Raw genomic sequence first — 24094 nt, forward strand, 5'->3', positions numbered from 1 at the left:
GTGACCGTGAACGCTAAGACCAGCCCGAGCGCTGGCAACACCTGGCGAGACCTGCCCGCGGCGCAGCAGCCCGAGTACCCCGACACCGAGGCTCTGCGCGCAGTGATCGCGGACCTCGAGTCGTATCCGCCGCTCGTCTTCGCGGGCGAGTGCGACCAGCTGCGCGCCCGGATGGCGGCCGTCGCCAAGGGAGAGGCGTTCCTCCTCCAGGGCGGCGACTGCGCCGAGGCCTTCGACGCGGTGTCCGCGGACCACATCCGCAACAAGCTGAAGACGCTGCTCCAGATGGGCGCCGTCCTCACCTACGCCGCGTCCGTGCCCGTGGTGAAGGTCGGCCGGATCGCCGGTCAGTACTCCAAGCCGCGCTCCAAGCCCACCGAGACCCGCGACGGCGTGACCCTGCCGACCTACCGCGGCGACTCCGTCAACGGCTTCGACTTCACCGAGGCGGCCCGGATCCCGGACCCCGAGCGGCTCAAGCGCATGTACCACGCGTCGGCGTCCACGCTGAACCTGGTGCGCGCCTTCACCACCGGCGGCTACGCCGACCTGCGCCAGGTGCACGCCTGGAACCAGGACTTCGTGAAGTCCTCCCCCTCCGGCCAGCGCTACGAGCAGCTGGCCCGGGAGATCGACAACGCGCTGAACTTCATGCGGGCCTGCGGGACGGACCCGGCCGAGTTCCAGACCGTCGAGTTCTTCTCCTCGCACGAGGCGCTGCTGCTGGACTACGAGTCGGCCCTCACCCGCGTCGACTCGCGCACCGGGCAGCTGTACGACGTCTCCGGGCACATGGTGTGGATCGGTGAGCGCACCCGGCAGCTGGACCACGCGCACATCGAGTTCGCCTCGCGCATCCGCAACCCGATCGGCATCAAGCTCGGCCCGTCCACCACGGCCGAGGAGGCGCTGCAGTACATCGAGCGCCTGGACCCCGACCGCGAGCCCGGCCGGCTGACCTTCATCGTCCGGATGGGCGCGGACAAGATCCGCGACAAGCTCCCCGAGCTGGTGGAGAAGGTCACCGCGTCCGGCGCCACCGTCGCCTGGATCACCGACCCGATGCACGGCAACACCTACGAGGCGGCCTCCGGGCACAAGACCCGCCGCTTCGACGACGTGCTCGACGAGGTCAAGGGCTTCTTCGAGGTCCACAAGTCGCTCGGCACCCACCCGGGCGGCATCCACGTGGAGCTGACCGGTGACGACGTCACCGAGTGCGTGGGCGGCGGCGACGAGATCTTCGTCGACGACCTGCACCAGCGCTACGAGACGGCCTGCGACCCCCGGCTGAACCGCAGCCAGTCGCTCGACCTGGCGTTCCTGGTGGCGGAGATGTACCGGGACCAGTGACGGTCCGCCTCGCGAGGGGCGGGTGAAATGGGGCGCGGGTCACACGGGATCCGCGCCCCTTCCACTTTTGCCGGCCTGGCGCGATGGGTAAGGTTAGGTTTGCCTCACCGTCAGTCGGGCCCCCGGTCGTCGTCGGTACGGCACGACCTTGTACCCGTCCGGGAGGTGAACCGCGTGTTCGTCTGCAGCTGCTTCGGTGTCACCGAGGAACAGGTGAAGAGCCACGCGGAGGCCGGCGCGTGCACGCCCCGGCAGATCGCCTCCGCCTGCAAGGCGGGCACCGACTGCGGCGGCTGCGTACGCCGGATCCAGGCCCTGCTCGGCCGGGGCGCGTGCCCCCGCCGGGAGCTGGCCGATCAGGGCGCGCCGGTCCTCGCGGAGCTTCCCGAGGCGGCCTGAGCCCGGCGCCCGCCCGCCGGGTACGGACGACGGGACCTAGAGCGACCCGGGCCCCGACGGGTCCGGCTGGGTCTGCTCGATGACCGTCGACAGGTACAGCGACTCGCCCAGCTTCTCGATCAGGTCGAGCTGGGTCTCCAGGTAGTCGATGTGGTGCTCCTCGTCGGCGAGGATCGCCTCGAAGACGTTGGCCGACGTGATGTCGTGCTTGGCCCGCATCACCTCGATGCCCCGGCGCAGCCGGTCGATCGCCTCCAGCTCGATCTCCCGGTCGGCCTGGAACATCTCGGTCACGCTCTGGCCGACCCGCACGTGGAAGAGCCGCTGGTAATTCGGCAGGCCGTCCAGGAGCAGGATGCGGTCGGTGAGCACCTCGGCGTGGCGCATCTCGTCGAAGGACTCCGCGCGCGTGTACTTCGCGAGCTTGGTCCAGCCCTTGTGGTCCTGCAGTTTCGCGTGCAGGAAGTACTGGTTGATGGCCGTGAGCTCGGCGGTCAGCTGCTCATTGAGGAACTCGATGACTTCCGGGTCGCCCTGCATCGCTTGACGCTCCTTCGAACGGGAACAGGCGTGTTGCGCGGCATGATTGCACCGCCGTCGAAGATCGTCCAGTAAGTCTTGACTTAGTAAGTAAGGACAGGCTTAGTCGTCTTCGTCGCGTTTGTTGCTCTTTGCCCGAATGTAAGCGGGGTGGGTCAGGGGCATCGGTCCGGGTCTGTCAGGATGGAGACATGGGTCAGCCGGTGGAACACGGATCGGGAGAAGACGGTTCGCAAGGAGCGTCGCGGTTCGAGCTCCCGCCCGGGCAGCGACTGCAGCGCGGCTGGCCCGTCACGCACTACGGACCGGTCCCCAAGTTCCGTCCCGAACGCTGGGAGTTCCGGGTCTTCGGCGCCACCACCGACGACGAGAAGCACGGCTGGACCCACGACGAGTTCACGGCCCTGCCCTACACCACCGTCGTCGCCGACCTGCACTGCGTCACGAAGTTCAGCATGCTCGGCGCCGAGTGGGGCGGCGTCCCGGCCGCCGCGATCCTCGACCTCGCCCCGCCCGCGCCCGCCGTCACCCACGTGATGGTGTGGGCGGAGTACGGCTTCAGCTCCAACCTCAGGCTGTCCGACTTCGCCGCCGAGCACACCCTCTTCGCCACCCACAAGGACGGCGAGCTGCTCACCGCCGAGCACGGCTTCCCGCTGCGGCTGATCGTCCCGCACCTGTACGCCTGGAAGGGCCCGAAGTGGGTCCGCGGCATCGAGTACATGACCGCCGACCGGCGCGGCTTCTGGGAGGAGCGCGGCTACCACAACATCGGCGACCCGTGGCGGGAGCAGCGCTACTCCTACCAGGAGGAGCCCGGGGACGGCCCCGAGGCGTGACCCCGCGCGGCCTCCCCGGGGTCAGCCGTCGCGCAGCTTCTTCAGCCGCTCCACGTCCGCCGCGTGCCCCTCCTTGCCGCCGGGCGTCTCGATGACCAGCGGCACCCCCTCGGTCGCGGGGTGCGTCATCAGCGCGCGGAACGGGTCCTCGCCGATGTGACCGGCGCCGATGTTCTCGTGCCTGTCCTTGTGTGCGCCCGCCACGTCCTTGGAGTCGTTGGCGTGGATCAGCTTCAGCCTGCCCTCGCCGACGGTGTCCACCAGCAGGTCGAGGGTCTGGTGCATGCCGGACGGCCCGGTCAGGTCGTGGCCGGCCGCGAAGATGTGGCAGGTGTCCAGGCACACGCCCAGCTTCGGATGGGCGTCCAGCGCCTCGAAGTACGGCCCGAAGTCCCAGGTCCGCGAGCACAGGGAGGCGCCCTGCCCCGCGGTCGACTCCAGCAGCAGGTACGGGTCGTCGTCGTGGGTCAGCTCGTCCAGCAGCGGCAGCATGTGCTCCCGCACCTGCTTCAGCGCCACCCCGCGGTCCCGGCCGCCGGTCGCGCTGCCGGTGTGCACGACCACGCCGAGCGCCCCGATCGCGCGCCCGCGCCGCAGCGAGTGGCGCAGCGACTCGACCGACCGCTCCACCGTCGCCTCGGTGTGCGAGCCGAAGTTGATCAGGTACGGGGCGTGCACGTACGCGGGGATCGACCCGGCCGCGCAGGCCTCCCGGAAGGCCTCGTCCTGCTCGGGGCGGCCGGCCGGGGTGGCCCAGCCGCGCGGGTTGGCGACGAAGACCTGCACGGTCTCCGCCCGCAGCTCACGGGCGTAGGACAGCCCGACGGAGTGCAGTCCGCCGGCCACCGGGACGTGGCCGCCGACGGGGTTGCGGGGGAGGGCGGCGGAGGCGGTGGCCGAGAGGGCGGGCTGTTGACTCTTCACCCGTCCAGGGTGTCATGCGGCGGACGGCGCCCCGTCACCTGATGGTGATCTTGATGGTGGACCCCTCGGGAGCGGTGTCCCCGCCGTCCACGGACTGCTCCTTGACGGTGTCGCCGAAGAGCCCGAGCAGCCCTCGGTCCTCGTCCACCTCGAAGCCCGCGTCCTCAAGCGTTTGCCTGGCGTCGTCCACGCTGTCGCCGACCACGTCCGGGACCTCGATCATCCGGGGGCCCTTGGACACCGTGAGGGTCACCGTGTCGCCCTCGGCGGCCCGGCCGCCCGGCTCCGGTGTCTGCCGGGCCACTTGGCCGCTGTCGTACTCCGACTCGACCTGCTCGTCGGCGACCTCCACCTTCAGGCCGGCGTCCGTCAGCTCGGCCTTCGCGTCGTCCAGGTCGTCACCGGTGACGTCCGGGACGTCGACCGGGCTGCCCTTGCTGACGACCAGGGCGACCGCGGAGCCCGCGCGCACCGTGGTGCCCGACCCGGGCTCGGTGGAGATCACGAAGCCCTCGGCCGCCTCGTCGCTGAACTCCCGCGTCACCATGCCGGGCTCCAGACCCTCGTCCTCCAGCAGGCTCCGGGCCCGGTCCAGCCGGTAGCCGGACACGTCCGGCAGCTTCACGGTGTCGGGGCCGTCGGAGACCGTGAGCGACACGGAGTCGTTCTTGCGGATGCGGTCGCCCACCCCGGGGTCGGTGCTGATGACCTTGCCGCGCTCCACGGTGTCGCTGTAGGCGTGCTTCACCTTGCCGACGTCCAGCCCGGCGTCGTCCAGCCGGTCCCTGGCCTGCGCCTCGGACTTGGACAGCAGCGGCGGCACCTTGGTGAACTGCCCGGAGTTGATGTACCAGACGCCCGTGCCGACGCCGAGCAGCAGCAGGACGGCCACGACGATCGCCAGCGGACCGCGTCGCGGCCGGGACAGGCGGGAGCGGGGCGGGGCCGGCGGGGGAGCCGCCAGCCGGCTGGTGCGGTCGATCCCGTCCGAGGCGAACGCCCCGGCCGGGCGGCTGTCCCCGCCCTCGTCCTCGTCGACGGGCAGCGGCCGGGGCATGGTCAGTGCGCGCGGGATCACGCTCGTACGGTCCTCGGCGCCGTCGTGCTCGGCGGCCAGCGCCTGCGGCGGTACCGCGTCCAGCTGGTCCGCGCTCAGCGCCTCCCGCGTCTCACGGGTCCGCGCGAGCAGCGCCACGGCGTCGTGCGGCCGGATCTCCGGATTGCGGGCGGTGGCCGCGGCGACCAGCTCGTCCAGCTCGTACGCCATCTCCGGCACGGCGGCTGACGGCGGCGGCACGTCCTCGTGCAGGTGCTTGTAGAGCACGACGGCGGGCGAATCCCCGTCGTGCGGCTTGGCGCCGGTCAGCATCTCGTACAGCACGACACCGCACGCGTAGACGTCGACCCTGGGATCGGCGGTGCCGTTCTCGATCTGTTCGGGCGCCAGATAGGAGACGGTGCCGAGGACGGAGCCGGTGGTGCTGGTGACGGTGTCCACGGCCCGGACCAGACCGAAGTCGGCGACCTTGACCCGGCCGTCGTCGCCTATCAGCACGTTCTCCGGCTTCATGTCCCGGTGCACGAACCCCGCGCGGTGCGCGGCGCCGAGCGCGGCCAGCACCGGCTCCAGGATGTCCAGCGCGGCCCGCGGCCTGAGCGCCCCGCGCTCGCGCAGCACGTCCCGCAGGGTGCAGCCCGCGATGTACTCCATCGCCAGGTAGACGTACGCCCCCTCGGCCCCCTGGTCGAAGACCTGGACCACGTTGGGGTGGTCGAGCCGGGCCACCGACTTGGCCTCGCGGATGAACCGCTCGACGAAGGTGGCGTCGGTCGCGAGCGTCGGGTGCATCACCTTCAGCGCGAGCACGCGGTCCAGGCGGGTGTCCACGGCCCGGTAGACCGTGGCCATCCCGCCCACCGCGATCCGCGCCTCGACGCGGTACCGGCCGTCGAGCACCTGCCCGACGAGAGGGTCCTGAAGGGTCGTGTCCACGCAGGGGAGTCTACGAGCCACCACGGACACCCCGCGCCGCCGCCCGGAATCGCACCACGACTGCAGCGCACCTGTGACGTAGGCGTCCGCGCCGCCGCGACCGCCGGGCCGCGCTCCCGCCCCGGCTGCCGACAGGACCCAGGGGACGTCGTCCGGATCTTGCGCGGGTCACCCCTAGAAGGCGGGCCGCTCCGGATCCAGCACGGCGAGGCCCTCCGCCGGAGACGACGCCTCGGCGAAGTGCCGGCGCGGGATCCGCCCCGCCCGCCGGGCCAGCCGCCCCGCCTCCACCGCGTACCGCATCCCCTCGGCCATCAGGACGGGTTCCTGCGCCCGGGTCACCGCCGAGGCCAGCATCACACCCGCGCACCCCAGCTCCATCGCCAGCGCTACGTCCGACGCCGTACCGGCTCCCGCGTCGAGAATCACCGGTACGCGCGCGTGCTCCACGATCAGCTGGAAGTTGTGCGGGTTGCGGATGCCGAGCCCGGACCCGATCGGCGAGCCCAGCGGCATGATCGCCGCGCACCCGGCGTCCTCCAGCTTCCGCGCGAGCACCGGGTCGTCGTTGGTGTACGGCAGCACCGTGAACCCGTCGTCGACCAGCGTCTCCGCCGCGTCCAGCAGCTCGACCGGGTCCGGCAGCAGGGTGCGCTCGTCGGCGATGACCTCCAGCTTGACCAGGTCCGTGCCCAGCGCCTCGCGCGCCAGCCGCGCGGTCAGGACGGCCTCCCCGGCGGTGAAGCAGCCGGCCGTGTTGGGCAGGACGCGGATGCCGAGCCGGTCGAGGACGGACAGCACCGACCCGTGCACCGAGGCGTTCACCCGCCGCATCGCGACGGTCGTCAGCTCCGTACCGGAGGCCACCAGGGCGCGCTCCAGCACGTCGAGGCTGGGCGCCCCGCCCGTGCCCATGATCAGGCGGGAGCCGTACGTCGTACCGCCGAGGACGAAGGGATCGTCGGCCATGGTCAGCCTCCTTGCACAGCGGTGAGGACCTCGACGCGGTCGCCGTCGGCCAGGGCGGTGGCGGACCACTGCGCGCGCGGGACGACGGTCTCGTTCAGGGCGGCGGCCACGCCGGACGGTGCCGCGGTGAGGGTGCCCACCAGCGCGTCCAGGGCCGTGCCGGGAGCCACCTCGCGGGGCTCGCCGTTGACGGAGATGGTCACGGGAGTCATACGGTCTGCTCCGTCCGTTCCGAGGGGGTCGAAGGCCGGGGTAGGGCGGGGTCGGTGCTGAAGCGCCGCGGGGTGAAGGCGCGGGCCTCCTCGGGCAGCTCCCCGGTGGTCAGGACATCCGCCATGACGTCGCCGGTGACCGGGGTGAGCAGGACGCCGTTGCGGTAGTGCCCGGTGGCCAGCGACAGGCCGTCCAGAGCGGTCGGGCCGAGCAGCGGGGCGTTGTCCGGGGAGCCCGGGCGCAGGCCCGCGCGGGTCTCCGTCAGGGGCAGCTCCGTGATGCCGGGAACCAGCTCGTGGGCGTCGCGCAGCAGCTCGTAGACGCCGCCCGCGGTGACCGTCGTGTCCCAGCCCAGCTCCTCGCTGGTGGCGCCGACGACCAGCTCACCGCTCTCGCGGGGCACCAGATAGACGGAGTTGCCGCGCACCACGGCGCGCACCGTCCGGTGCAGCAGCGGCCGCGCCCTGGACATCGTCAGCCGCAGCACCTGGCCCTTCACCGGCCGCACCGGCGGCAGCACGGCCTCCGGCACGCCCGTCAGCCGCCCGCTCAGACTGCCCCCGGCCAGCACCACCTGTCCGGCCTCCAGCGCGGTGCCGTCGGAGGTGACGACACCGGTGGCGCGGTCCCCGCGCCCGACGGTGAGCCGCTCCGCCCACGTCCGCTGGAAGACCACGCCCGCGTGCTCGCAGGCTGCCAGCAGTGCGCCGGCCAGGCGCCGGGGGTCGATCTGGTGGTCGCCGTCCACCCGCAGCCCCCCGCGCACGCCCGGCGCGAGCATCGGCTCAAGACGTCGGCACTCGCGCCCCGACAGCCACTCCGACTCCAGGCCGGAGCGCTGCTGGAGCGCGTGCAGTTCGCGCAGGTGGGCGCGGTCGTCGGCGTCCAGCGCGACGGCGAGCGTGCCGCAGCGGCGGTACCCGAGGTCGTGACCCGTGAGGTCGGCCAGCTCGGCCGCGAACGCGGGGTACCGGCGGGCCGAGGCGAGGTTCAGGGCGAGCAGCGTCCCCTCGCCGTAGTGCAGCTCCGTGACGGCGGCCAGCATCCCGGCCGCCACCTGGGCCGCCCCGCCGCCCGGCTCGGGGTCGACGAGGCCCGTGGCCAGCCCGCGCTGCGCGGCCCGCCAGGCCGTGACCAGCCCGACGACCCCGCCGCCGACGACCAGGACGTCGGGCGCACGAGACGTACCAGGAGGACGAGATGCGTTCGGTGGAGACGACATGGGCGTCCAGCCCCTCCCTTCGCCGGCATGACCCGGATCAGGTTCGTACGGTCGGAGGCCGCCAGCCTCCCTCTCAGCCCGGTGCGTCCGGGCTCCCGCGAGTGCTTTACGTTGGCCACCCTAGCCCGCAGGGCATCGCACTCGTAAGGGAGCCCGTGTCCATGACCCGTTCGCTCGACGGTCTCGTCCTCGCGCCGGTCGCCGACCAGGCGCCCGGCCAGGTGGGCACCCGCACCCGGTTCACCTACCACGAGCAGGACGGCGCCGTGTGGGCCGAGTACGCCGGCGGTGACGTCGTGCGCGGCCGTCTGGTGGGCACCAGGGAGGGCGACCGCCTCGACTTCCGGTACGTGCAGCTGAAGACCGACGGCAGCACCTCGTCGGGCCACTGCGCCTCGACCGTCGTGGAGCTGCCGGACGGACGCGTGCGCCTGGAGGAGACCTGGGAGTGGGAGTCGCAGGCGGGCAGCGGCACGAGCGTCGTGGAGCAGATCACCGCGCAGGGGCACTGACCGGCGTTTCGCGGGTAACTATGGTGATCGGGTGAGCGAGCAGACGAACGAGCGGGGGCGGGAACCGGTGGCGGACGCGGAGCGCCGTGTGGTCGTAGTGGGCGCCGGGATGGCGGGCGTGCAGACCGCGGTCGCCCTGCGGGAGCAGGGCTTCACCGGCCCGGTGATCCTGATCGGCGCGGAGCCCCACCAGCCGTACGACCGTCCCCCGCTGTCCAAGGCCGTCCTGCTCGGCACCGCCGAGGGCTCCGCCTTCGACGTCGACTTCGAGGCGCTCGGCATCACCCTGCGGCTGGGCTGCGAGGCCCTGGGCGTCCGCCCCGGCGACCACGTCCTGGACACCTCCGAGGGCCCCGTCCGCTACGACGCCCTCGTCCTGGCGACCGGCGCCGAACCGGTCCGGCTCCCCGGCACCGAGGACGTGCCCGGCGTCCACCTGCTGCGCACCCTGGACGACGCCGAACGGCTGCGCCCGGTGCTCGCCCGGCAGCACGACGTCGTGGTCGTCGGCGCGGGCTGGATCGGCGCCGAGTTCGCCACCGCGGCGCGCGAGGCGGGCTGCGCGGTGACCGTGGTGGAAGCCGCCGACCGGCCGCTGGCCGACGCGCTGCCCGCCGAGGTCGCCGCGCCGATGACCGACTGGTACGCCGACGCCGGGGCAGAACTGCGCACCCGCGCGCGCGTGGAGCGCGTCGAACCCGGCGGCCCCGGCGAGCCGGCCCGCGTCGTCCTCGACGACGGCACCCGGCTGCCCGCCGGCGCGGTCGTCGTCGGCATCGGGGCCCGCCCGGCCACCGGCTGGCTCGCCGGCTCCGGCATCGCCCTCGGCGCGCACGGCGAGGTCCTGGCCGACGACCGCCTGCGCACCTCCGCGGCGGACGTGCACGCGGTGGGCGACTGCGCGTCCTTCCCCTCCGCCCGCTACGGCGAGCGGCTGCTGGTGCACCACTGGGACAACGCCCTCCAGGGCCCGCGCACGGTCGCCGCCGACATCGTCGGCGCCCCGGGCGGCGAGGCCCCGCCCGCCTACGACCCGGTGCCGTACTTCTGGTCCGAGCAGTTCGGCCGCTTCGTGCAGTACGCCGGTCACCACACGGCCGCCGACACCACGCTGTGGCGCGGCGACCCCGCGAGCCCCGCGTGGACGGTCTGCTGGCTGCGCGCGGGCCGCCTGGTGGCCCTGCTGGCGGTGGGGCGCCCCCGGGACCTGGCACAGGGCAGACGGCTGATCCAGGCGGGCACCACGATGGACCCCGGGCTGCTGGCCGATCCGGCCAGACCGCTGAAGACGGCGGCCGCGACGGCGTAACCGGGCGCGGTCGGGCGCGGCCCGGTTTCCGACTGTCAGTGCCAGGTGGCAGTCTGGGGGGCGTGACCGAGATTGACGCAAAGATCGATGCTCTCGTGCCTGCCTGGCTCACCGTTCCCGACATCGCCGAGAAGCTCGGCGTCGAGGTGACCCGGGTACGCCAGCTGATCAAGGAAGGCCAGCTCATCGCCGTACGCCGCGGTGAGAACCGCGCGCTGCACATCCCCGAGGCCTTCATCGACGAGGACAAGGTCGTCAAGGGCCTGGTCGGGACCCTGACGCTGCTGCGGGACGACGGCTTCACGGCCGAGGAGATGCTGGAATGGCTCTTCACGCCCGACCCGAGCCTGCCCGGCACCCCCGCCCAGGCGCTGAGTGAGAACCGCGGTACGGAGGTCAAGCGCCGCGCCCAGGCGCTCGCCGTCTGACCCGGCGCACCGCCCCGGCACACGAGCCGCGGACCGGGGCCCGGGAGAGGCCGGGTCCGCGGCCGTGTGCCAGAATCGCGCGGCCCGTCGTGGGCCCACGCCACCGACCCCGGGGGGACACCCGCATGCCCGACACCGCCCCGACCACCGCCCGCGCCCGGCTCGCCGACGCCCGGCTCTACCTCTGCACGGACGCCCGCCGCGACCAGGGTGACCTGCCCGAGTTCCTGGACGCCGTGCTGGCCGGCGGCGTCGACATCGTGCAGCTGCGGGACAAGGGCATGGAGGCGGCCGAGGAGCTGGAGCACCTGGCGGTCTTCGCCGACGCCTGCGCCCGCCACGGCAAGCTCCTCGCGGTCAACGACCGCGCGGACGTCGCCCACGCCGCCCGCGCCGACGTGCTGCACCTCGGTCAGGGCGACCTGCCGGTGCCCGCCGCCCGGGCGATCCTCGGCGCCGACGTCCTCGTCGGCCGCTCCACGCACGCCGAGTCCGAGGCCGCCGCTGCCGCCGCCCAGGAGGGCGTGGACTACTTCTGCACCGGTCCGTGCTGGCCCACCCCCACCAAGCCCGGCCGCCACGCCCCCGGCCTCGACCTGGTCCGGTACACGGCCGGCCTGGGCACCGACCGCCCCTGGTTCGCCATCGGCGGCATCGACCTCGGCAACCTCGACGAGGTGCTGGCCGCGGGCGCCCGGCGCGCGGTCGTCGTCCGCGCGATCACCGCGGCCGAGGACCCGGGCGCGGCGGCGGCCGAGTTCGCGAAGCGGCTGCGGGAGGCGGCGCCGGCCGGGAAGTAGCCGGACACGACCGCGCGGAGCGGCACGCAGCCGCCCGGGGTCGCACGGAGCCGAGGGCGGGCCGAGTGTCCAAAAGATGGACAACAACTCGACAATAGGGACAAATATCCCGCATCCGGTTGGGTGACCGTCACACCCTGGCTAACCTGCCGGTATGGCCCTCGGAACCGCAAGCACGAGGACTGACCGCGCCCGCACGGTGCGTGACATCCTCGCCACCGGCAAGACGACGTACTCGTTCGAGTTCTCGGCGCCGAAGACGCCCAAGGGCGAGAAGAACCTGTGGAGCGCGCTCCGCCGGGTCGAGGCCGTGGCCCCGGACTTCGTCTCCGTGACCTACGGCGCCGGCGGTTCCACCCGCGCGGGCACGGTCCGCGAGACCCAGCAGATCGTCGCCGACACCACGCTGACCCCGGTGGCCCACCTGACCGCGGTCGACCACTCCGTCGCCGAGCTGCGGAACATCATCGGCCAGTACGCCGACGCCGGGATCCGCAACATGCTGGCCGTGCGCGGCGACCCGCCCGGCGACCCGGGCGCCGACTGGATCGCCCACCCCGAGGGCCTGACCTACGCCGCCGAGCTGGTCAGGCTCATCAAGGAGTCGGGCGACTTCTGCGTCGGCGTGGCGGCCTTCCCCGAGATGCACCCGCGCTCCGCCGACTGGGACACGGACGTGGCGCACTTCGTCGACAAGTGCCGGGCCGGCGCCGACTACGCGATCACCCAGATGTTCTTCCAGGCCGAGTCCTACCTCCGGCTGCGCGACCGGGTCGCCGCGGCCGGCTGCGCGACCCCGGTGATCCCCGAGGTCATGCCGGTGACCAGTGTGAAGATGCTGGAGAGACTGCCGAAACTCAGCAACGCCTCGTTCCCGGCGGAGCTGAAAGAGCGGATCCTCGCGGTCAAGGACGATCCGGCGGCGGTACGCTCGATCGGTATCGAGTTCGCCACGGAGTTCTGCGCGCGACTGCTGGCAGAGGGTGTGCCCGGACTGCACTTCATCACGCTGAACAACTCCACCGCGACGCTGGAAATCTACGAGAACCTGGGCCTGCACCATCCCCCGCGGGCCTAGACCGGCCGCACGTATTTGCGACACACTGCGTAACGGCCACTGGGAGAGGGGCGTACATGGGCTGGACGGTCCTCTACATCGCGTTCGGCGTCGTCGCGCTGTGGCTGCTCGGCGAGGTGCTGCTGCAGTACAAGGCGCGGCTGCGCTGGCGGCTGCTGGCCTTCGGCGGCTTCGTCGGCGTGGTGGCCGGTGTGCTGATGTCGAACGTGCTCGTCATCGGTCTCGGCGCCGCGGCCTTCGCGGTCGGCCAGACCTACGTCACCCTCTCGTTCCGCCGCGGCTTCGAGGCGGGCTGGGCGGTCAACGCCCCGGTGAGCCTCGTCGGCAAGCGCGCGCGTCCCGAACGCGGGCGCCGCGAGCCGGTGCCCGAGGCCCCCGCGGCCGGGCCCACCGAGGGCGGCCGGGACCACGACGGCTACGACGAGCACGCCCAGGGCCACGTCCCGGCTCAGGACGGCCCGCCGTACGGGCCCGACGACTACGACCGCGACGACGTCTTCACCCCGGCGCGCCCCGCCGCCGCCCCCTCCGCCGCGGAGACCACCGCCGTCTACGAGCCGCAGCCGATGCCGGACGACACCGGCTCCTACGGCGTGTACGCCGACTCCGGCTACGGCACCGGCCAGCAGCAGGCGGCGGCCGCGCCGGGCGCCGACCAGGCCTACGCCTACGACTACTCGGGCTACGGGCAGCAGCAGGGCTACGGCTACGACCCCGGGGCCCAGCAGCAGTACGCCGCGTACTCCGACCCGTACATCGGCACCCACCAGTACGGCGGCGGTGCGTACGACACCGGCGGCTACGACGCGACCGGCGCGCAGCAGCAGTACGGGCAGCAGGGCTACGGGCAGGACCCGTACGCCACCGGCGCGCCCGGCGGTTACGGCGGCGAAACCCCGGCCGGCGGCGTGTGGGTGCCGCAGCAGCGCAGCACCGACGACCCCTACGGCGGTGAACTCCCGCCCGAGCAGCAGTCCTACCCCTACCAGGGCGACGACCGGGCGCAGGGCCGGAACCAGGGCTACGACGAGCAGTACCGCTTCTGAGGAGCACGCGGGCGCCGGGCGGCGGCCACGGGCCCGCCTCCCCGGCCGTTCACTGCGAGCCGCGGAACTCCGGCCCCTCGACGATCAGTCCGGCGACCAGCGCGCCCGACATGCCCGCGTGCGGCAGGCCCCCGCCGGGGTGCGACCAGCCGCCGACCGTGAACAGACCCTCCGTGCGCGTCGCGTTGGCCGGGTGCAGCAGACGCCCGGCGGCGCCCGCGAACGCCGGCACCGGAATCGCGCCGTCCGTGACGCCGGTGTCCGCCGCCACCTCGGCCGGGGTGCGCACCTCGTGCCACAGGAGCCGGTCGCGCAGACCGGGCACCGCCCGCTCGGCGGCGTCGATCAACTGCTCGGCGCCGCGGCCGAACGCCTCGGCCGCGTCCGGTTCCTGACCACCGCTCAGAGCGGGCACCGTCGCGGAGAGCGTGACCGCCTCGTGGTCCGCGTCCGGCACCAGGGCCGGGTCGTCGGGCCGCAGGACGGTGACGGTCGGCCGCGCGGCCGACCCGGGAGCGGCGCCGAACAGACGGTCCAGCTCGGCCGCACGGTCCGCCGCGTGCACCGTCGTCCGGTGCACGGTGCCCTCGGGGCGCCCGCCCCGCAGCGCCAGCAGCACCGTCAGCCGGCTCGCACCGCCGCGCTGCGCCGGCACCTCGTCCGCGCCCCTTGCCGGCGAACCGCCGCGGAGGCGGTCCAGCACCTCCGGCGCGACACCGGCCACCACGAACCCGGCTTCCTCCAGGGCCCCTTCGGCCGACTCCACGCCCACCACCCGGCCGTCCTTCTCGACGATCCGGGTGACCTCGGTCCCGAAGCGGAACTCGACCCGGCGGGCCAGGCACCGCTCGTACACCGCCCGCGCCAGCTCCCGCAGGCCGCCGCCGCGCACGTACCACGTGCCGAACGCGTACTCCATGTACGGCAGCACGGCGGTGTTCGCCGGGGCGGTGCGGGGATCCAGACCGTACGCGAGCGCGTGGCTCTCCAGCAGGGCGGCGAGCCGGGGATCGCGCAGCTCCCAGGCGCCGATCTCGGCGAGCGTGCCGGCCCGGCGGGTGCGCAGCAGCCGCTTGTGCGGGACCGCCGGATAGGGTTCCCGCTCGGCCAGCACCCGCCAGTTCGGCCACAGCGGCTCCTCCAGCAGGGGGCGGCGCGTGCGGTCCCAGGTCTCCCTGGCCCGCACCAGGAAGTCGCTCCAGCGCTGCCCCGCGCCCGCACCGAGCGCCGCGTCCAGGGCGGCGACCACACCCGCCCGCGAGGCGTTCGGCAGCGAGACCTCCGTACCGTCCGCGAAGACGTGCCGGGACGACGGGTCGACCTGGACCAGCTCGACGCACGACTCCAGCGGCTCCTTGCCGGTCTTCACGAACAGGTCGCGCCAGACGGCGGGCAGCGGGAGCAGACCGGGGCCGGTGTCGAAGGCGAACCCGTCCCGCTCGAAGCGGCCCAGGGCTCCGCCGTAGGCCGTCGTCCGCTCGTACACCACCACCCGGTGGCCCGCGACGGCGAGCCGGGCGGCCGCCGCCATCGCGCCCATCCCGGCGCCGATCACCGCAATCCGTGCCATGCCAGGGACTTTAGCCGCCGCCGCCGGCACCGCCCGTGCGCGGGCTGAGCACCGCGACGGACGTCCCCGTGACCGGTCGGCGGGGCCGCGCCGTGAGGCGGGATGCGCAGCCGTGAGTAGGTGTACCTAGTCCGCCGGATGAGTACGCGCGCGGATGGGCCGCGACCTGCGGGAACGAGAGAGTGGAGACACGGAGAGGGGCACGGCTCCGGAACCGGCGGCACGGGGCGCCGGAACGGAGCCGGGCCCGCGATCCGCTCCTTCCGCCGGCCGCGGTCGGCGGGAGCGAGACGGGGGAGCCCGGAGGGACGACCGGTGACGGGAGTTCCGTCGGGGGGACGTACGGGGGAGCAGGAGAAGGCGCCGGTCCGACGGCGGCCCGCGGGGGACGCGGCCACCACGGACCGGCGTTCTTCGTACCCGGCCCGCGCCCGGCCCGCGCCCGGCCCGTGCCCGCGCCCGGCCCCGCCTGGCCCGCGTCCGGTCCCGCTCGGCCCGTGTCGACCCTGCCTGGCCCGCGTCCGGTCCCGCCGGGCGCTCGGCTCCGGGCGCTCGGTTCGGGCCGGTCGGTCCGGGTCGGTCAGCCCCGGCCGCTCACGCGTCCCTGGAGCAGCCGCGACAGCGCGGCGTGCACGTCGTCGAGGGAGCGCTCCGCCTGGAACGCCTTCCAGTCCAGCGCGGCCACCAGGACCATGCCGACCAGTGCGGCGGCGGTCAGCGGCACGTCGATCTCCTCGCTGAACTCCCCGCTCGCCACGCCCTCGCGCAGCACGCCCTCCACCACCGCCACGGCCTCCTGCCTGACTACCAGGAGCGTCGACTGCCAGGCCCGGTTGGTGCGCCACAGCTCGGCCACGTACAGCTGGGTGAAGGCGGGATAGCGGTCGATGAAGACGAGCCCCGCGCGGATCATCGCGTCCAGGGCGTCGACCCGGCCGCGGCCCTCCCGGGCCGTCCGCTCCGCGGCCTCGCGCAGCGAGGCGGTCAGCAGGCCGACACCGTGCCGCAGCAGCTCCTCGAAGAGGACGGACTTGCTGGCGAAGTTGTAGTAGACCGTGCCCTTCGCGACCCCGGCCCGCTCGGCGATCTCGTCCACGGTGGTGGCGGAGAAGCCCTGCTCGGCGATCAGGGTGACCGCCGCCTCGTAGAGCCTCTGCCGGGTGGCCTCGCGACGGCTGCCGCTCTGCGACGCGGTGTTGCTGCTTTCCATGGTCCGATTCTCACAGCACCCCGCGCGCGGGTGTCACCGCAGGCCCCGGGCCCCGGGCGGCCCGGTCCGCCGAACCGAACGGCCGATCGAACGGAAAGCCCAGGTCAGAACGGATTGTCAGTGCCATACCTCACGATGGGCACATACGGCACCTCCTGCCAGGACGTGCCGTCACGGAGACGACAGGAGGATCGTCATGGCCCACTCGTCCGCAGCCGCCGCCCGGCGGCGCCGCGCAGCCGGCCCTGCACCCTCACTGACCGGACCGGCGAGCGACGTGCACCCCGTGCTCCGCCGGACGACGGCCCCGCCCGCCGCCCTCGACCTGCTCGCCCAGGCCCGGGCCGGACTGGACGAGGCAGCCGTCCTCGAAACGCCGAACGAGCGTTACGCGACGGCCCATCTCGCCGCCCTGCGCACCGCCGCGGCGGTGCTGGCCGCCCGGGGCCGCCCGGAGACCAGCCCGCGGGCCCGGGCCCGCATCCGCAGCGCCTGGGAGGTGCTGCCCGAGATCGCGCCCGAGCTGTCCGACTGGAGCGCCCTGTTCGCCTCCGGCGCGAGCCGCCGGGCCCGGGCCGAGGCGGGCATCCAGGGCGCTGCGGGCCGCAGGGACGCCGACGACCTGATACGCGACGTGGCGATGTTCCTGCGGCTGGTGGAGCGGATGCTGGTCCTCCAGCCGGTGCTGCCCCAGCCGCGCCCGGACGCGGACCCACCGGGCCCGGAGCACCCCGACCGCCCCGGGTCGGGCCACCCGGGCCGGGACCTGTCCGACGCGGGATGACCGGGTCGTGAGCGGGTGACCGGCGGGCCCGACGGAGGCAATAGGGTGGGAGGCGCCTGAAGCCTCCCCTCCCCGCACCGGGCGGGGGCGGCAGCCCGTTCGCTCCGCCCGTGCCCGAGGCGGTGCCGCGCCGAGGAGACAACTGCCGTGTCGGACCCGATGCGCCCGCCCGCCTCCCACCCCCGACCGCAGACGGCGTCGCCGCGCACCGAGCCCTCCCGCTCCCGGGCGGCCCTGCGCACCGCCGTGGTGTGGGACGTCCTCCAGGACGCCCTGGACCGCCGGGTCAAGGCCACGGGCCGGCAGGCACTGGACGTCCTGGACACCGGCGGCGGCAGCGGCAACTTCGCGGTGCCCGTGGCCGGGCTCGGCCACCGCGTCACCGTCGTGGACCCGAGCCCCAACGCGCTGTTCGCCCTGGAGCGCCGCGCCGCCGAGGCCGACGTCGCCGACCGGGTGCGGGGCGTCCAGGGGGACGCCGGCGGCCTCTTCGAGGTGGTCGAGCGCGGCGGCTACGACGCGGTGCTGTGCCACGGCGTCCTGGAGTACGTCGACGACCCCGCGGAGGGCGTCCGCAACGCGGTGGCGGCCCTGCGCGCCGAGGGCGTCCTCAGCCTGCTCGCCGCGGGCCTGGGCGGCGCCGTGCTCGCGCGTGCCCTCGCCGGCCACTTCACGGAGGCCCGCCAGGCCCTGTCCGACCCGGACGGCCGCTGGGGCACCGGCGACCCCGTGCCGCGCCGGTTCACCGCCGAGCAGCTCACCGGTCTGGTCGAGGGCGCCGGGCTCCGGATCGGCGCCGTGCACGGCGTCCGGGTCTTCGCCGACCTCGTGCCCGGCGGGCTGGTCGACACCGAGCCGGGCGCGATGGACGCCCTGCTGAAGCTGGAGGCCGCGGCGGCCGAACTCGCCGCGTTCCACTCCGTCGCCACCCAGCTGCATGTGCTCGGTGAGACCCGCGGTGCCGACGAGGCCTGAGCGCCCGGTGGGGTAAGGCGCTGATCAGCGGCGCGACTGCAGATGGAGTACGCCACAGGCCCCCCGAACGAGGGGCAGTCGCCGTATGATCGAGGGAGACGGCCCGGCATGACGGGTCGGCCGCTGGGGAATGGGAACTTCAGCGAGCCGGCACGGCCATGACGGAGTCCGGTTGGTCAATTGGCGCAGAGGGGCGGGTTTCACGGGGGCGATTCCCTGCCTATCCTGAAGGGACCCCCCGGGTCGCCCCGGCGACTGCACGATGAGGAGGACTCCGTGCCGCTCTCGGAGCACGAGCAGCGCATGCTCGAGCAGATGGAGCGAGCGCTGTACGCCGAAGATCCCAAGTTCGCGACAGCGCTCGAGGGAAGCGGGCTGCGTACGTACACCCGGCGACGGGTCTACCAGGCGGTCGCGGGCTTCCTCGTGGGTATTGCGCTCCTGATGGCCGGTATGGTCGCCCAGCAGGTGTGGCTCAGTGTGGTGGGCTTCCTCGTCATGCTGGGCTGCGCGGTGCTCGCCGTGACCGGCTGGCGCAAGGCCCCCAAGCCGGGCGAGCAGCAGCAGGCGGCCGGGACCGGCCCCCAGACAGCGCGCCGCCAAGTACGACAGAAACGCTCCATGATGGACCGGATCGACGAGCGCTGGCAGCGCCGCAGAGACGAGCAGCAGGGCGGCCAGTAGCGCCCTGAGCCGCCGCTCACCAGAGCATCCCGCGTGAGGGGGTGACCACCGCCCGGTGGTCACCCCCTCACGCGTGCGCCGTGAGCGAGCGCCGGAGCGAGCCGGAGCGCCCGCCGGGAAGTGCCCGGCGCCCGCCACGCGGATCCTCCATCGCTCGCCGCGGGAGGTCCGAGCGCCCGTCGCGCGGATGGACAGGGGCACAGACCCCGCTATGCCCGTCCCCCCGCTGATGGCCCCCGCCCCGCGACTCGGGCGCCCAAGGACGGGTGGGGGCCCCGGGACGGGCGGCGGGTGTCCCGGGACGGCTCCGCACCCCGTTCAGCCCTGCTGGTCCGACGTCCTGCGCCACACCGGCCGGGTGGCCGTCGCCCGCCGTTTCAGAGCCGCCCACCGGGCCGACACCGCCCAGGTCACCCGAACGGCCGAACGCGGGGCGAGCAGTGCGCGCGACCGCGTGCCGCGGCCGGCCGCGGCACGCAGACCGGCGGTTGCCAGCCGGACGTCCTGCGTCAGCCCCGCCGTCGGACGGGGGCGGGGCGCGTAGAGGACCTGCTCCACGGCGTCCGCCACCCGGTGCAAAGCCGCGGCGGCCGCCGGTTCGAGCCCGCCCAGCCGGACGATGCGGGCCGCCGCCTTGCGGGTGGTCTGCGACTCCTCCGGCAGGATCCCCAGGTCCCACGCGGTGTCGGTCAGCTCCTGCCAGACCACGAGGGTGTGCGGGCCGGCATCGGCCTCGGCGCGACCGTGCGCCCCGAGCCGCGCCGCCCTGGCACGCAGCCGCCACAGCATCGGTGCGAGCGGGACCAGCAGCACCACCAGTCCGGCCAGGGCCCAGGCCAGCAGCGCGTACCACTTCGGCCCGTCGCCGCCGCTGACGGGCACGGCCGCCGCGGACTCGGTGGCGCAGGCGCCCAGCTTCTTGTCCTGCGGGGAGCAGCCCGCGCTCTCCGAGGGCGCCGCCGACGGCTCCGCCTGCGTGCTCCGGGACGGCAGGGCGGGATCCGGCACCGAGCTGCCCGGCCGGTCCGCGACGGTGTACGGCGGGACCGAGCCACGCGTCGGCGTCGGCTCGAAGCGGGTCCAGCCCACGCCCTCGAAGTACACCTCGGGCCACGCGTGGGCGTCCCGCAGCCCCACCGACACCGAGCCGTCCGCCTGCGGTGCCCCCGGTGCGAAGCCGACCGCGACCCTGGCCGGAATGCCCAGGGAGCGGGCCATCGCAGCCATGGCGAAGGAGAAGTGGACGCAGAAGCCCTCCTTGTCCTTCAGGAACGTGGCGATCGCGTCCGAGCCGCTGCCGACCTTGACCTGGGTGTCGTACTCGAAGCCGCCGTCGACCGCGAAGTACTCCTGGAGGGCGACCGCCTGCTCGTAGGGGTTCGCGGCACCGGCGGTGACCTCGCGCGCGGTGCGGGAGACCACCTCGGGCAGGGAGTCCGGCAGCGCCGTGTACTCGCGCAGGAGCGCCATCGGCGGCTGCGGCGCCGCGGCGAGCTGCTGGGCCGTCGGCTGCACGCTCAGGCTCCGCACCTCGTACGTCAGCCCGCGGGTGCTCTGGCCGTGGTCGCCGACCAGGGTCATGCCGACGGGCTCGTAGCGCCAGTTGCCCGCGACGCGCACGCCGCTGGGCGGGTAGGGCATGGGCAGCCAGGTCTGGGCGTACCAGTCGGCGGCCGCGACCATGGTCCGGATCTCCGTGCGCCTGATGTCGGGGCCGAGCCCGGCCGGGGTGGGGAACGTGCCGTCCGGCACACCGGTGATGTGCCGCTTGGACGGCTTCCAGGTGGAGCCGTCGAAGTCGTCCAGGGAGACGATGCGCAGATAGAGGTCCGACAGGTCCTCGGAGTCCGTCTGGACGCTGAGGACCTCGCGGTTCTCGTCGACGTTCAGACTGTCCCGCAGGGAGACCAGCGGGTTCACCGCGGAGATCGTGCCGCCGCCCCCGGTCCCGGAGCCCACGCCGCCGCGGGCGCCGTCCAGCAGCCCGCCGTCCATCGCGGGCAGGGCGAGCGGCACCACGAGGGCGATGCCCAGGGCGAAGGCGCCGATGCGCCGTCCGGTGCGGACCGGGGCGAGCGCGCGCCCCTGGTCCACCGCGCCCGGAGTGCGCGGCGAGCCGCCGAAGACCCGGCCCCACTGCGAGAGCCGGTCCCGCCCCTCGGCCAGGAGCAGCATCAGATAACCGGCCGCCGCGACCAGGAACCACAGCCAGTCGGCGCCGCCCTCGGACAGCCCCGCGGCCACCGAGTACAGCGCGAGCAGCGGCAGACCCGCCGGAGCGGCACTGCGGAAGGTCACCGCGAGGGTGTCCACCAGCAGCCCGATCACCAGCACACCGCCGACGAGCATCAGCCGGATGCCCTCGGACTCCAGCGGCGCCGGGATCGCGTACCGGGCGATGTCGTCGCCGCCCTGCTGGAGCAGGTCGGCGAAGTGCTGGAACGCCTGCGGGCCGGGGAGCACCCCGCCGACCGCCTGCTGCCGGGCGAAGACCAGGGTCAGCAGCAGCAGCGTGACCAGGGCCTGGGCGGCGATGGTCAGCGGCCGTGCCAGCGGCACCCGCCGCGTCACCGCGCCCACACCGGACTGCACCGCCAGCAGGACCGCCGCCTGCAGGATCCAGGTGGCCGGATCGACCAGGGGCAGCAACGCACACGCCGCCATCACCGTGGCCGCCCAGGCACACACCGTCAGCCGGGTCCGCCCGCTCATCGCGTCGCCCTCCCGCCGGTCGGGGTGGTCAGGGTGGTGCGCTCGTGGTCGGCCGCGCGCCACATCTCCTCGACCGCCGCGCCCCGGGGGACGGCCACGGCGGTCCAGCCCGACTCGCGCAGCATGCGCAGCCGCTCCCGGCTCCCGTCCGACGGGCCGGGCACCTCCGACGGTTCCCGGGACCAGGTCTCGCTGTCCAGGACGAAGGCCAGGGCGCCGCCGCTGCGCTGCCGCATCTTCGCGGCGATCGCGGCCTGCTCCTCGTCCAGGTCCCCGAAGAACGCCACCAGCAGCCCCTCGTTCCCGCCGCGCAGCGTGTCGTACGCCGAGGACAGGCTGGTGCCGTCGGAGTGGTCGATCACCGCGAGGGTGTCCAGCATCAGGCCGGCCGCGTCGGCCGTTCCCTGGCTCGCGCCCGCGAACCCGTCGGCGCCCTCGCCCGGCACCGAGTCGCCCGCGTCGGTGAGCAGCCGGACGGAGAAGCCCCGCTCCAGCATGTGCACCAGCACGGACGCCGCGCCCGACACCGCCCACTCGAAGGCCGAGTCGGGGCCCGCGCCCTCGAAGGCCACGACCCGGGTGTCCAGGAGCACCGTGCAGCGGGCCCGCTGCGGCTGCTCCTCGCGGCGCACCATCAACTCGCCGTAGCGGGCGGTGGAACGCCAGTGCACGCGGCGCAGGTCGTCGCCGTAGCGGTACCCGCGCGGGATCACGTCGTCGTCGCCGGCCAGGGCGAGCGAGCGCTGCCGGCCCTCGCCGTACCCCTTCGCCTCGCCGCTCAGCCGCACCGGGGGCAGCGCCTCCACGCGCGGGACGACCGTCAGGGTGTCGTACGACGAGAAGGAGCGGGTCAGCTCGCACAGGCCGAACGGGTCGGTCAGGCGCAGCTGCAACGGACCCAGCGGATAGCGGCCGCGCAGGTCCGAACGGACCCGGTAGGACACCTCGCGGCGGCCGCCCTGCTCCACCCGGTCGAGGACGAAACGGGGGCGCGGGCCGAGCACGTAGGGCACCCGGTCCTGGAGCATCAGCAGACCGGTGGGCAGCCGGGAGACGTTGTCGACGCGCAAATGGACCCGGGCCTCGCTGCCCGCCGGCACCCGCCCGGGGGAGAGCCGGCGACTGCCCGCGACCCGGTAGCGGGTGCGGTGCAGGACGGCCGCGCACACGAGGGGCAGCACGCCCAGGAGCAGCCCGACGCGCAGCAGATCGCTCTGTCCGAGCACGTAGGCGCAGACCGCGGCGGCGATGCCGGCGGCCAGGAAGGAGCGTCCGCGGGTGGTCAGACCGGCCAGCGCGGTGCGGACCCCGCCGCCCTCGCCGCGGCCCTCCGCGTCCCCGGCCGTCCCCCCGGCGTCCATCACAGCCTCCGCGGCGGTTGCTGACCGTACGCCGACGTGCCGCGGCCCAGGCCGAGGCCCGTCTGCTGCTGTGGCTGCGCGGGCACCGGGGTGCGCTGCAGGATCTCCTGGACGACCTGCTCGGCGGTGCGGCGCCCCAGTTGGGCCTGCGCGGTCGGCAGCAGCCGGTGGGCCAGGACGGCGACCGCGAGGGCCTGCACGTCGTCCGGCAGCGCGTAGTCCCGGCCGCTCAGGGCGGCGGACGCCTTCGCCGCGCGCAGCAGGTGCAGCGTGGCGCGCGGCGAGGCGCCGAGTCTGAGGTCCGGGTGGGCTCGGGTGGCGGCGACCAGGTCCACCGCGTACCGCCGGACCGGGTCGGCCACATGGACGCCGCGGACCGCCTCGATCAGCTTCAGGATCTCGTGCGCGTGCGCCACCGGCTGGAGATCGTCCAGCGGATTGACCCCGCCGTGCACGTCGAGCATCTGCAGCTCGGCCTCCGGACTCGGATAGCCGATGGACACCCGGGCCATGAAACGGTCCCGCTGGGCCTCCGGCAGCGGATAGGTGCCCTCCATCTCGACCGGATTCTGCGTCGCCACCACCATGAACGGGCTGGGCAGCTCGTAGGTCTGGCCGTCGATGGTGACCTGGCGCTCCTCCATCGACTCCAGCAACGCCGACTGGGTCTTCGGCGACGCGCGGTTGATCTCGTCGCCGATCACCACCTGCGCGAAGATCGCGCCGGGCTTGAACTCGAAGTCCCTGCGCTGCTGGTCCCAGATGGACACGCCGGTGATGTCCGAGGGCAGCAGGTCGGGCGTGAACTGGATCCGGCGCACGGAGCAGTCGATGGACCGGGCCAGCGCCTTGGCCAGCATCGTCTTGCCGACCCCCGGGACATCCTCGATCAGCAGGTGCCCCTCGGCCAGCAGCACGGTCAGCGAGAGCCGGACGACCTCCGGCTTGCCCTCGATCACGCCCTCCACCGAGGCACGGACCCGCTCGACCACAGCGGTCAGATCTTCCCCCACGCTCCCGTACGCTCGCGCGGCGGTGCCCCCACGGCTCGCCTGATCGTCATAGGTCGTCACCCGGCCCTCCTCGGCCTTTCCCCGCGCTTCCCGGGAAGCGGAGGTACCCCAGCTTGCCGGGCCGGTCCCGCTGCGCGGACCGGCCCACCCCGAATCACGG

23 protein-coding genes and 1 riboswitch are annotated in these 24094 nt (G+C 74.0%); of the genes, 12 read left to right on the top strand and 11 right to left on the bottom strand.

All coding sequences use genetic code 11. From position 1 onward, the window contains the following. Window positions 1–1353 (top strand): class II 3-deoxy-7-phosphoheptulonate synthase, encoded by a 1353-nt coding sequence (locus ACIBCJ_RS16285; RefSeq protein WP_133888397.1) that lies wholly within the window; start codon window positions 1–3, stop codon window positions 1351–1353. Window positions 1354–1518: 165 nt separating this feature from the next. Continuing rightward, on the top strand, window positions 1519–1752 hold the full coding sequence (locus ACIBCJ_RS16290) for a bacterioferritin-associated ferredoxin (RefSeq protein WP_133888398.1): 234 nt from the start codon (window positions 1519–1521) through the stop codon (window positions 1750–1752). A 36-nt stretch (window positions 1753–1788) separates the two neighbouring features. Here the strand turns inward: ACIBCJ_RS16290 and bfr are convergent, their stop codons facing one another. Next, the gene (gene bfr / locus ACIBCJ_RS16295; protein ID WP_007448529.1) at window positions 1789–2292 is read right to left on the bottom strand and encodes a bacterioferritin; all 504 of its coding nucleotides are present in this window, start codon (window positions 2290–2292) and stop codon (window positions 1789–1791) included. Window positions 2293–2483: 191 nt separating this feature from the next. Here bfr and ACIBCJ_RS16300 point away from each other — a divergent pair, with 191 nt between their 5' ends. Then, the gene (locus ACIBCJ_RS16300) at window positions 2484–3131 is read left to right on the top strand and encodes a sulfite oxidase-like oxidoreductase (RefSeq protein WP_365980156.1); all 648 of its coding nucleotides are present in this window, start codon (window positions 2484–2486) and stop codon (window positions 3129–3131) included. A gap of 21 nt (window positions 3132–3152) precedes the next feature. Here the strand turns inward: ACIBCJ_RS16300 and ACIBCJ_RS16305 are convergent, their stop codons facing one another. From ACIBCJ_RS16305 to thiO, 5 genes are all read right to left on the bottom strand, one after another. Further along, the gene (locus ACIBCJ_RS16305; protein WP_362102059.1) at window positions 3153–4055 is read right to left on the bottom strand and encodes a deoxyribonuclease IV; all 903 of its coding nucleotides are present in this window, start codon (window positions 4053–4055) and stop codon (window positions 3153–3155) included. Window positions 4056–4089: 34 nt separating this feature from the next. After that, window positions 4090–6048 carry a Stk1 family PASTA domain-containing Ser/Thr kinase gene (gene pknB / locus ACIBCJ_RS16310; RefSeq protein ID WP_365980157.1) on the bottom strand — a complete coding sequence of 653 codons (1959 nt, stop codon included), beginning with the start codon at window positions 6046–6048 and terminating at the stop codon, window positions 4090–4092. A gap of 174 nt (window positions 6049–6222) precedes the next feature. Beyond that, entirely contained in the window at window positions 6223–7017 is a 795-nt protein-coding gene (locus ACIBCJ_RS16315) for a thiazole synthase (RefSeq protein WP_362505476.1), read from the bottom strand. 2 nt (window positions 7018–7019) lie between these two features. After that, a complete protein-coding gene (gene thiS, locus ACIBCJ_RS16320) occupies window positions 7020–7220 on the bottom strand; it encodes a sulfur carrier protein ThiS (protein WP_362102348.1) in 201 nt (66 codons plus the stop codon). 5 nt (window positions 7221–7225) lie between these two features. Continuing rightward, window positions 7226–8452, bottom strand: a complete 1227-nt coding sequence (thiO, locus tag ACIBCJ_RS16325) for a glycine oxidase ThiO (protein WP_365980158.1) — start codon at window positions 8450–8452, stop codon at window positions 7226–7228. Continuing rightward, a riboswitch (TPP riboswitch) is annotated at window positions 8450–8561 on the bottom strand. It overlaps the preceding gene by 3 nt. A gap of 52 nt (window positions 8562–8613) precedes the next feature. Here thiO and ACIBCJ_RS16330 point away from each other — a divergent pair. The 6 genes from ACIBCJ_RS16330 (at window position 8614) to ACIBCJ_RS16355 (ending at window position 13625) form a co-directional block, all read left to right on the top strand. Next, entirely contained in the window at window positions 8614–8964 is a 351-nt protein-coding gene (locus tag ACIBCJ_RS16330) for a hypothetical protein (protein WP_365980159.1), read from the top strand. A 31-nt stretch (window positions 8965–8995) separates the two neighbouring features. Beyond that, entirely contained in the window at window positions 8996–10273 is a 1278-nt protein-coding gene (locus tag ACIBCJ_RS16335) for an FAD-dependent oxidoreductase (RefSeq protein WP_362102074.1), read from the top strand. 62 nt (window positions 10274–10335) lie between these two features. Continuing rightward, window positions 10336–10701 carry an Rv2175c family DNA-binding protein gene (locus ACIBCJ_RS16340; protein ID WP_133888404.1) on the top strand — a complete coding sequence of 122 codons (366 nt, stop codon included), beginning with the start codon at window positions 10336–10338 and terminating at the stop codon, window positions 10699–10701. A 125-nt stretch (window positions 10702–10826) separates the two neighbouring features. Beyond that, entirely contained in the window at window positions 10827–11501 is a 675-nt protein-coding gene (thiE, locus tag ACIBCJ_RS16345; protein ID WP_365980160.1) for a thiamine phosphate synthase, read from the top strand. A gap of 154 nt (window positions 11502–11655) precedes the next feature. Then, entirely contained in the window at window positions 11656–12579 is a 924-nt protein-coding gene (gene metF, locus ACIBCJ_RS16350; RefSeq protein ID WP_133888406.1) for a methylenetetrahydrofolate reductase [NAD(P)H], read from the top strand. A gap of 56 nt (window positions 12580–12635) precedes the next feature. Beyond that, window positions 12636–13625 (top strand): hypothetical protein, encoded by a 990-nt coding sequence (locus ACIBCJ_RS16355; protein WP_365980161.1) that lies wholly within the window; start codon window positions 12636–12638, stop codon window positions 13623–13625. Window positions 13626–13674: 49 nt separating this feature from the next. Here ACIBCJ_RS16355 and ACIBCJ_RS16360 read toward each other — a convergent pair whose 3' ends face one another. Next, window positions 13675–15195 (bottom strand): NAD(P)/FAD-dependent oxidoreductase, encoded by a 1521-nt coding sequence (locus ACIBCJ_RS16360; protein ID WP_365980162.1) that lies wholly within the window; start codon window positions 15193–15195, stop codon window positions 13675–13677. Between the two features lie 580 nt (window positions 15196–15775). Further along, window positions 15776–16405, bottom strand: a complete 630-nt coding sequence (locus tag ACIBCJ_RS16365) for a TetR/AcrR family transcriptional regulator (RefSeq protein WP_365980164.1) — start codon at window positions 16403–16405, stop codon at window positions 15776–15778. A gap of 196 nt (window positions 16406–16601) precedes the next feature. Between ACIBCJ_RS16365 and ACIBCJ_RS16370 the strand changes: the two genes are divergently transcribed. The 3 genes from ACIBCJ_RS16370 to ACIBCJ_RS16380 all read left to right on the top strand — a co-directional run bounded on the left by ACIBCJ_RS16370 (window position 16602) and on the right by ACIBCJ_RS16380 (window position 18848). Then, complete coding sequence (locus ACIBCJ_RS16370; RefSeq protein ID WP_362102091.1) at window positions 16602–17189, top strand: SAV_6107 family HEPN domain-containing protein; 588 nt, start codon at window positions 16602–16604, stop codon at window positions 17187–17189. A gap of 147 nt (window positions 17190–17336) precedes the next feature. Beyond that, complete coding sequence (locus ACIBCJ_RS16375) at window positions 17337–18164, top strand: methyltransferase (protein WP_365980165.1); 828 nt, start codon at window positions 17337–17339, stop codon at window positions 18162–18164. Between the two features lie 276 nt (window positions 18165–18440). Further along, window positions 18441–18848, top strand: a complete 408-nt coding sequence (locus ACIBCJ_RS16380; protein ID WP_362102096.1) for a spore wall synthesis complex protein — start codon at window positions 18441–18443, stop codon at window positions 18846–18848. 318 nt (window positions 18849–19166) lie between these two features. Here ACIBCJ_RS16380 and ACIBCJ_RS16385 read toward each other — a convergent pair whose 3' ends face one another. The 3 genes from ACIBCJ_RS16385 to ACIBCJ_RS16395 are packed head-to-tail and all read right to left on the bottom strand — an operon-like array spanning window position 19167 to window position 23994. Then, on the bottom strand, window positions 19167–21560 hold the full coding sequence (locus ACIBCJ_RS16385) for a DUF3488 and transglutaminase-like domain-containing protein (RefSeq protein ID WP_365980166.1): 2394 nt from the start codon (window positions 21558–21560) through the stop codon (window positions 19167–19169). Further along, window positions 21557–22921: a DUF58 domain-containing protein gene (locus ACIBCJ_RS16390; protein ID WP_365980167.1), complete on the bottom strand. Its 1365-nt coding sequence runs from the start codon at window positions 22919–22921 to the stop codon at window positions 21557–21559. The genes ACIBCJ_RS16385 and ACIBCJ_RS16390 overlap by 4 nt, the downstream gene beginning before the upstream one ends. After that, a complete protein-coding gene (locus ACIBCJ_RS16395) occupies window positions 22921–23994 on the bottom strand; it encodes an AAA family ATPase (protein ID WP_399282617.1) in 1074 nt (357 codons plus the stop codon). Before ACIBCJ_RS16395 ends, ACIBCJ_RS16390 begins: the two co-directional genes overlap by 1 nt. Window positions 23995–24094 lie beyond the last annotated feature (100 nt).

The organism is Streptomyces sp. NPDC051136 (genome assembly GCF_044455745.1).
Taxonomy (GTDB): Bacteria; Actinomycetota; Actinomycetes; order Streptomycetales; family Streptomycetaceae; genus Streptomyces.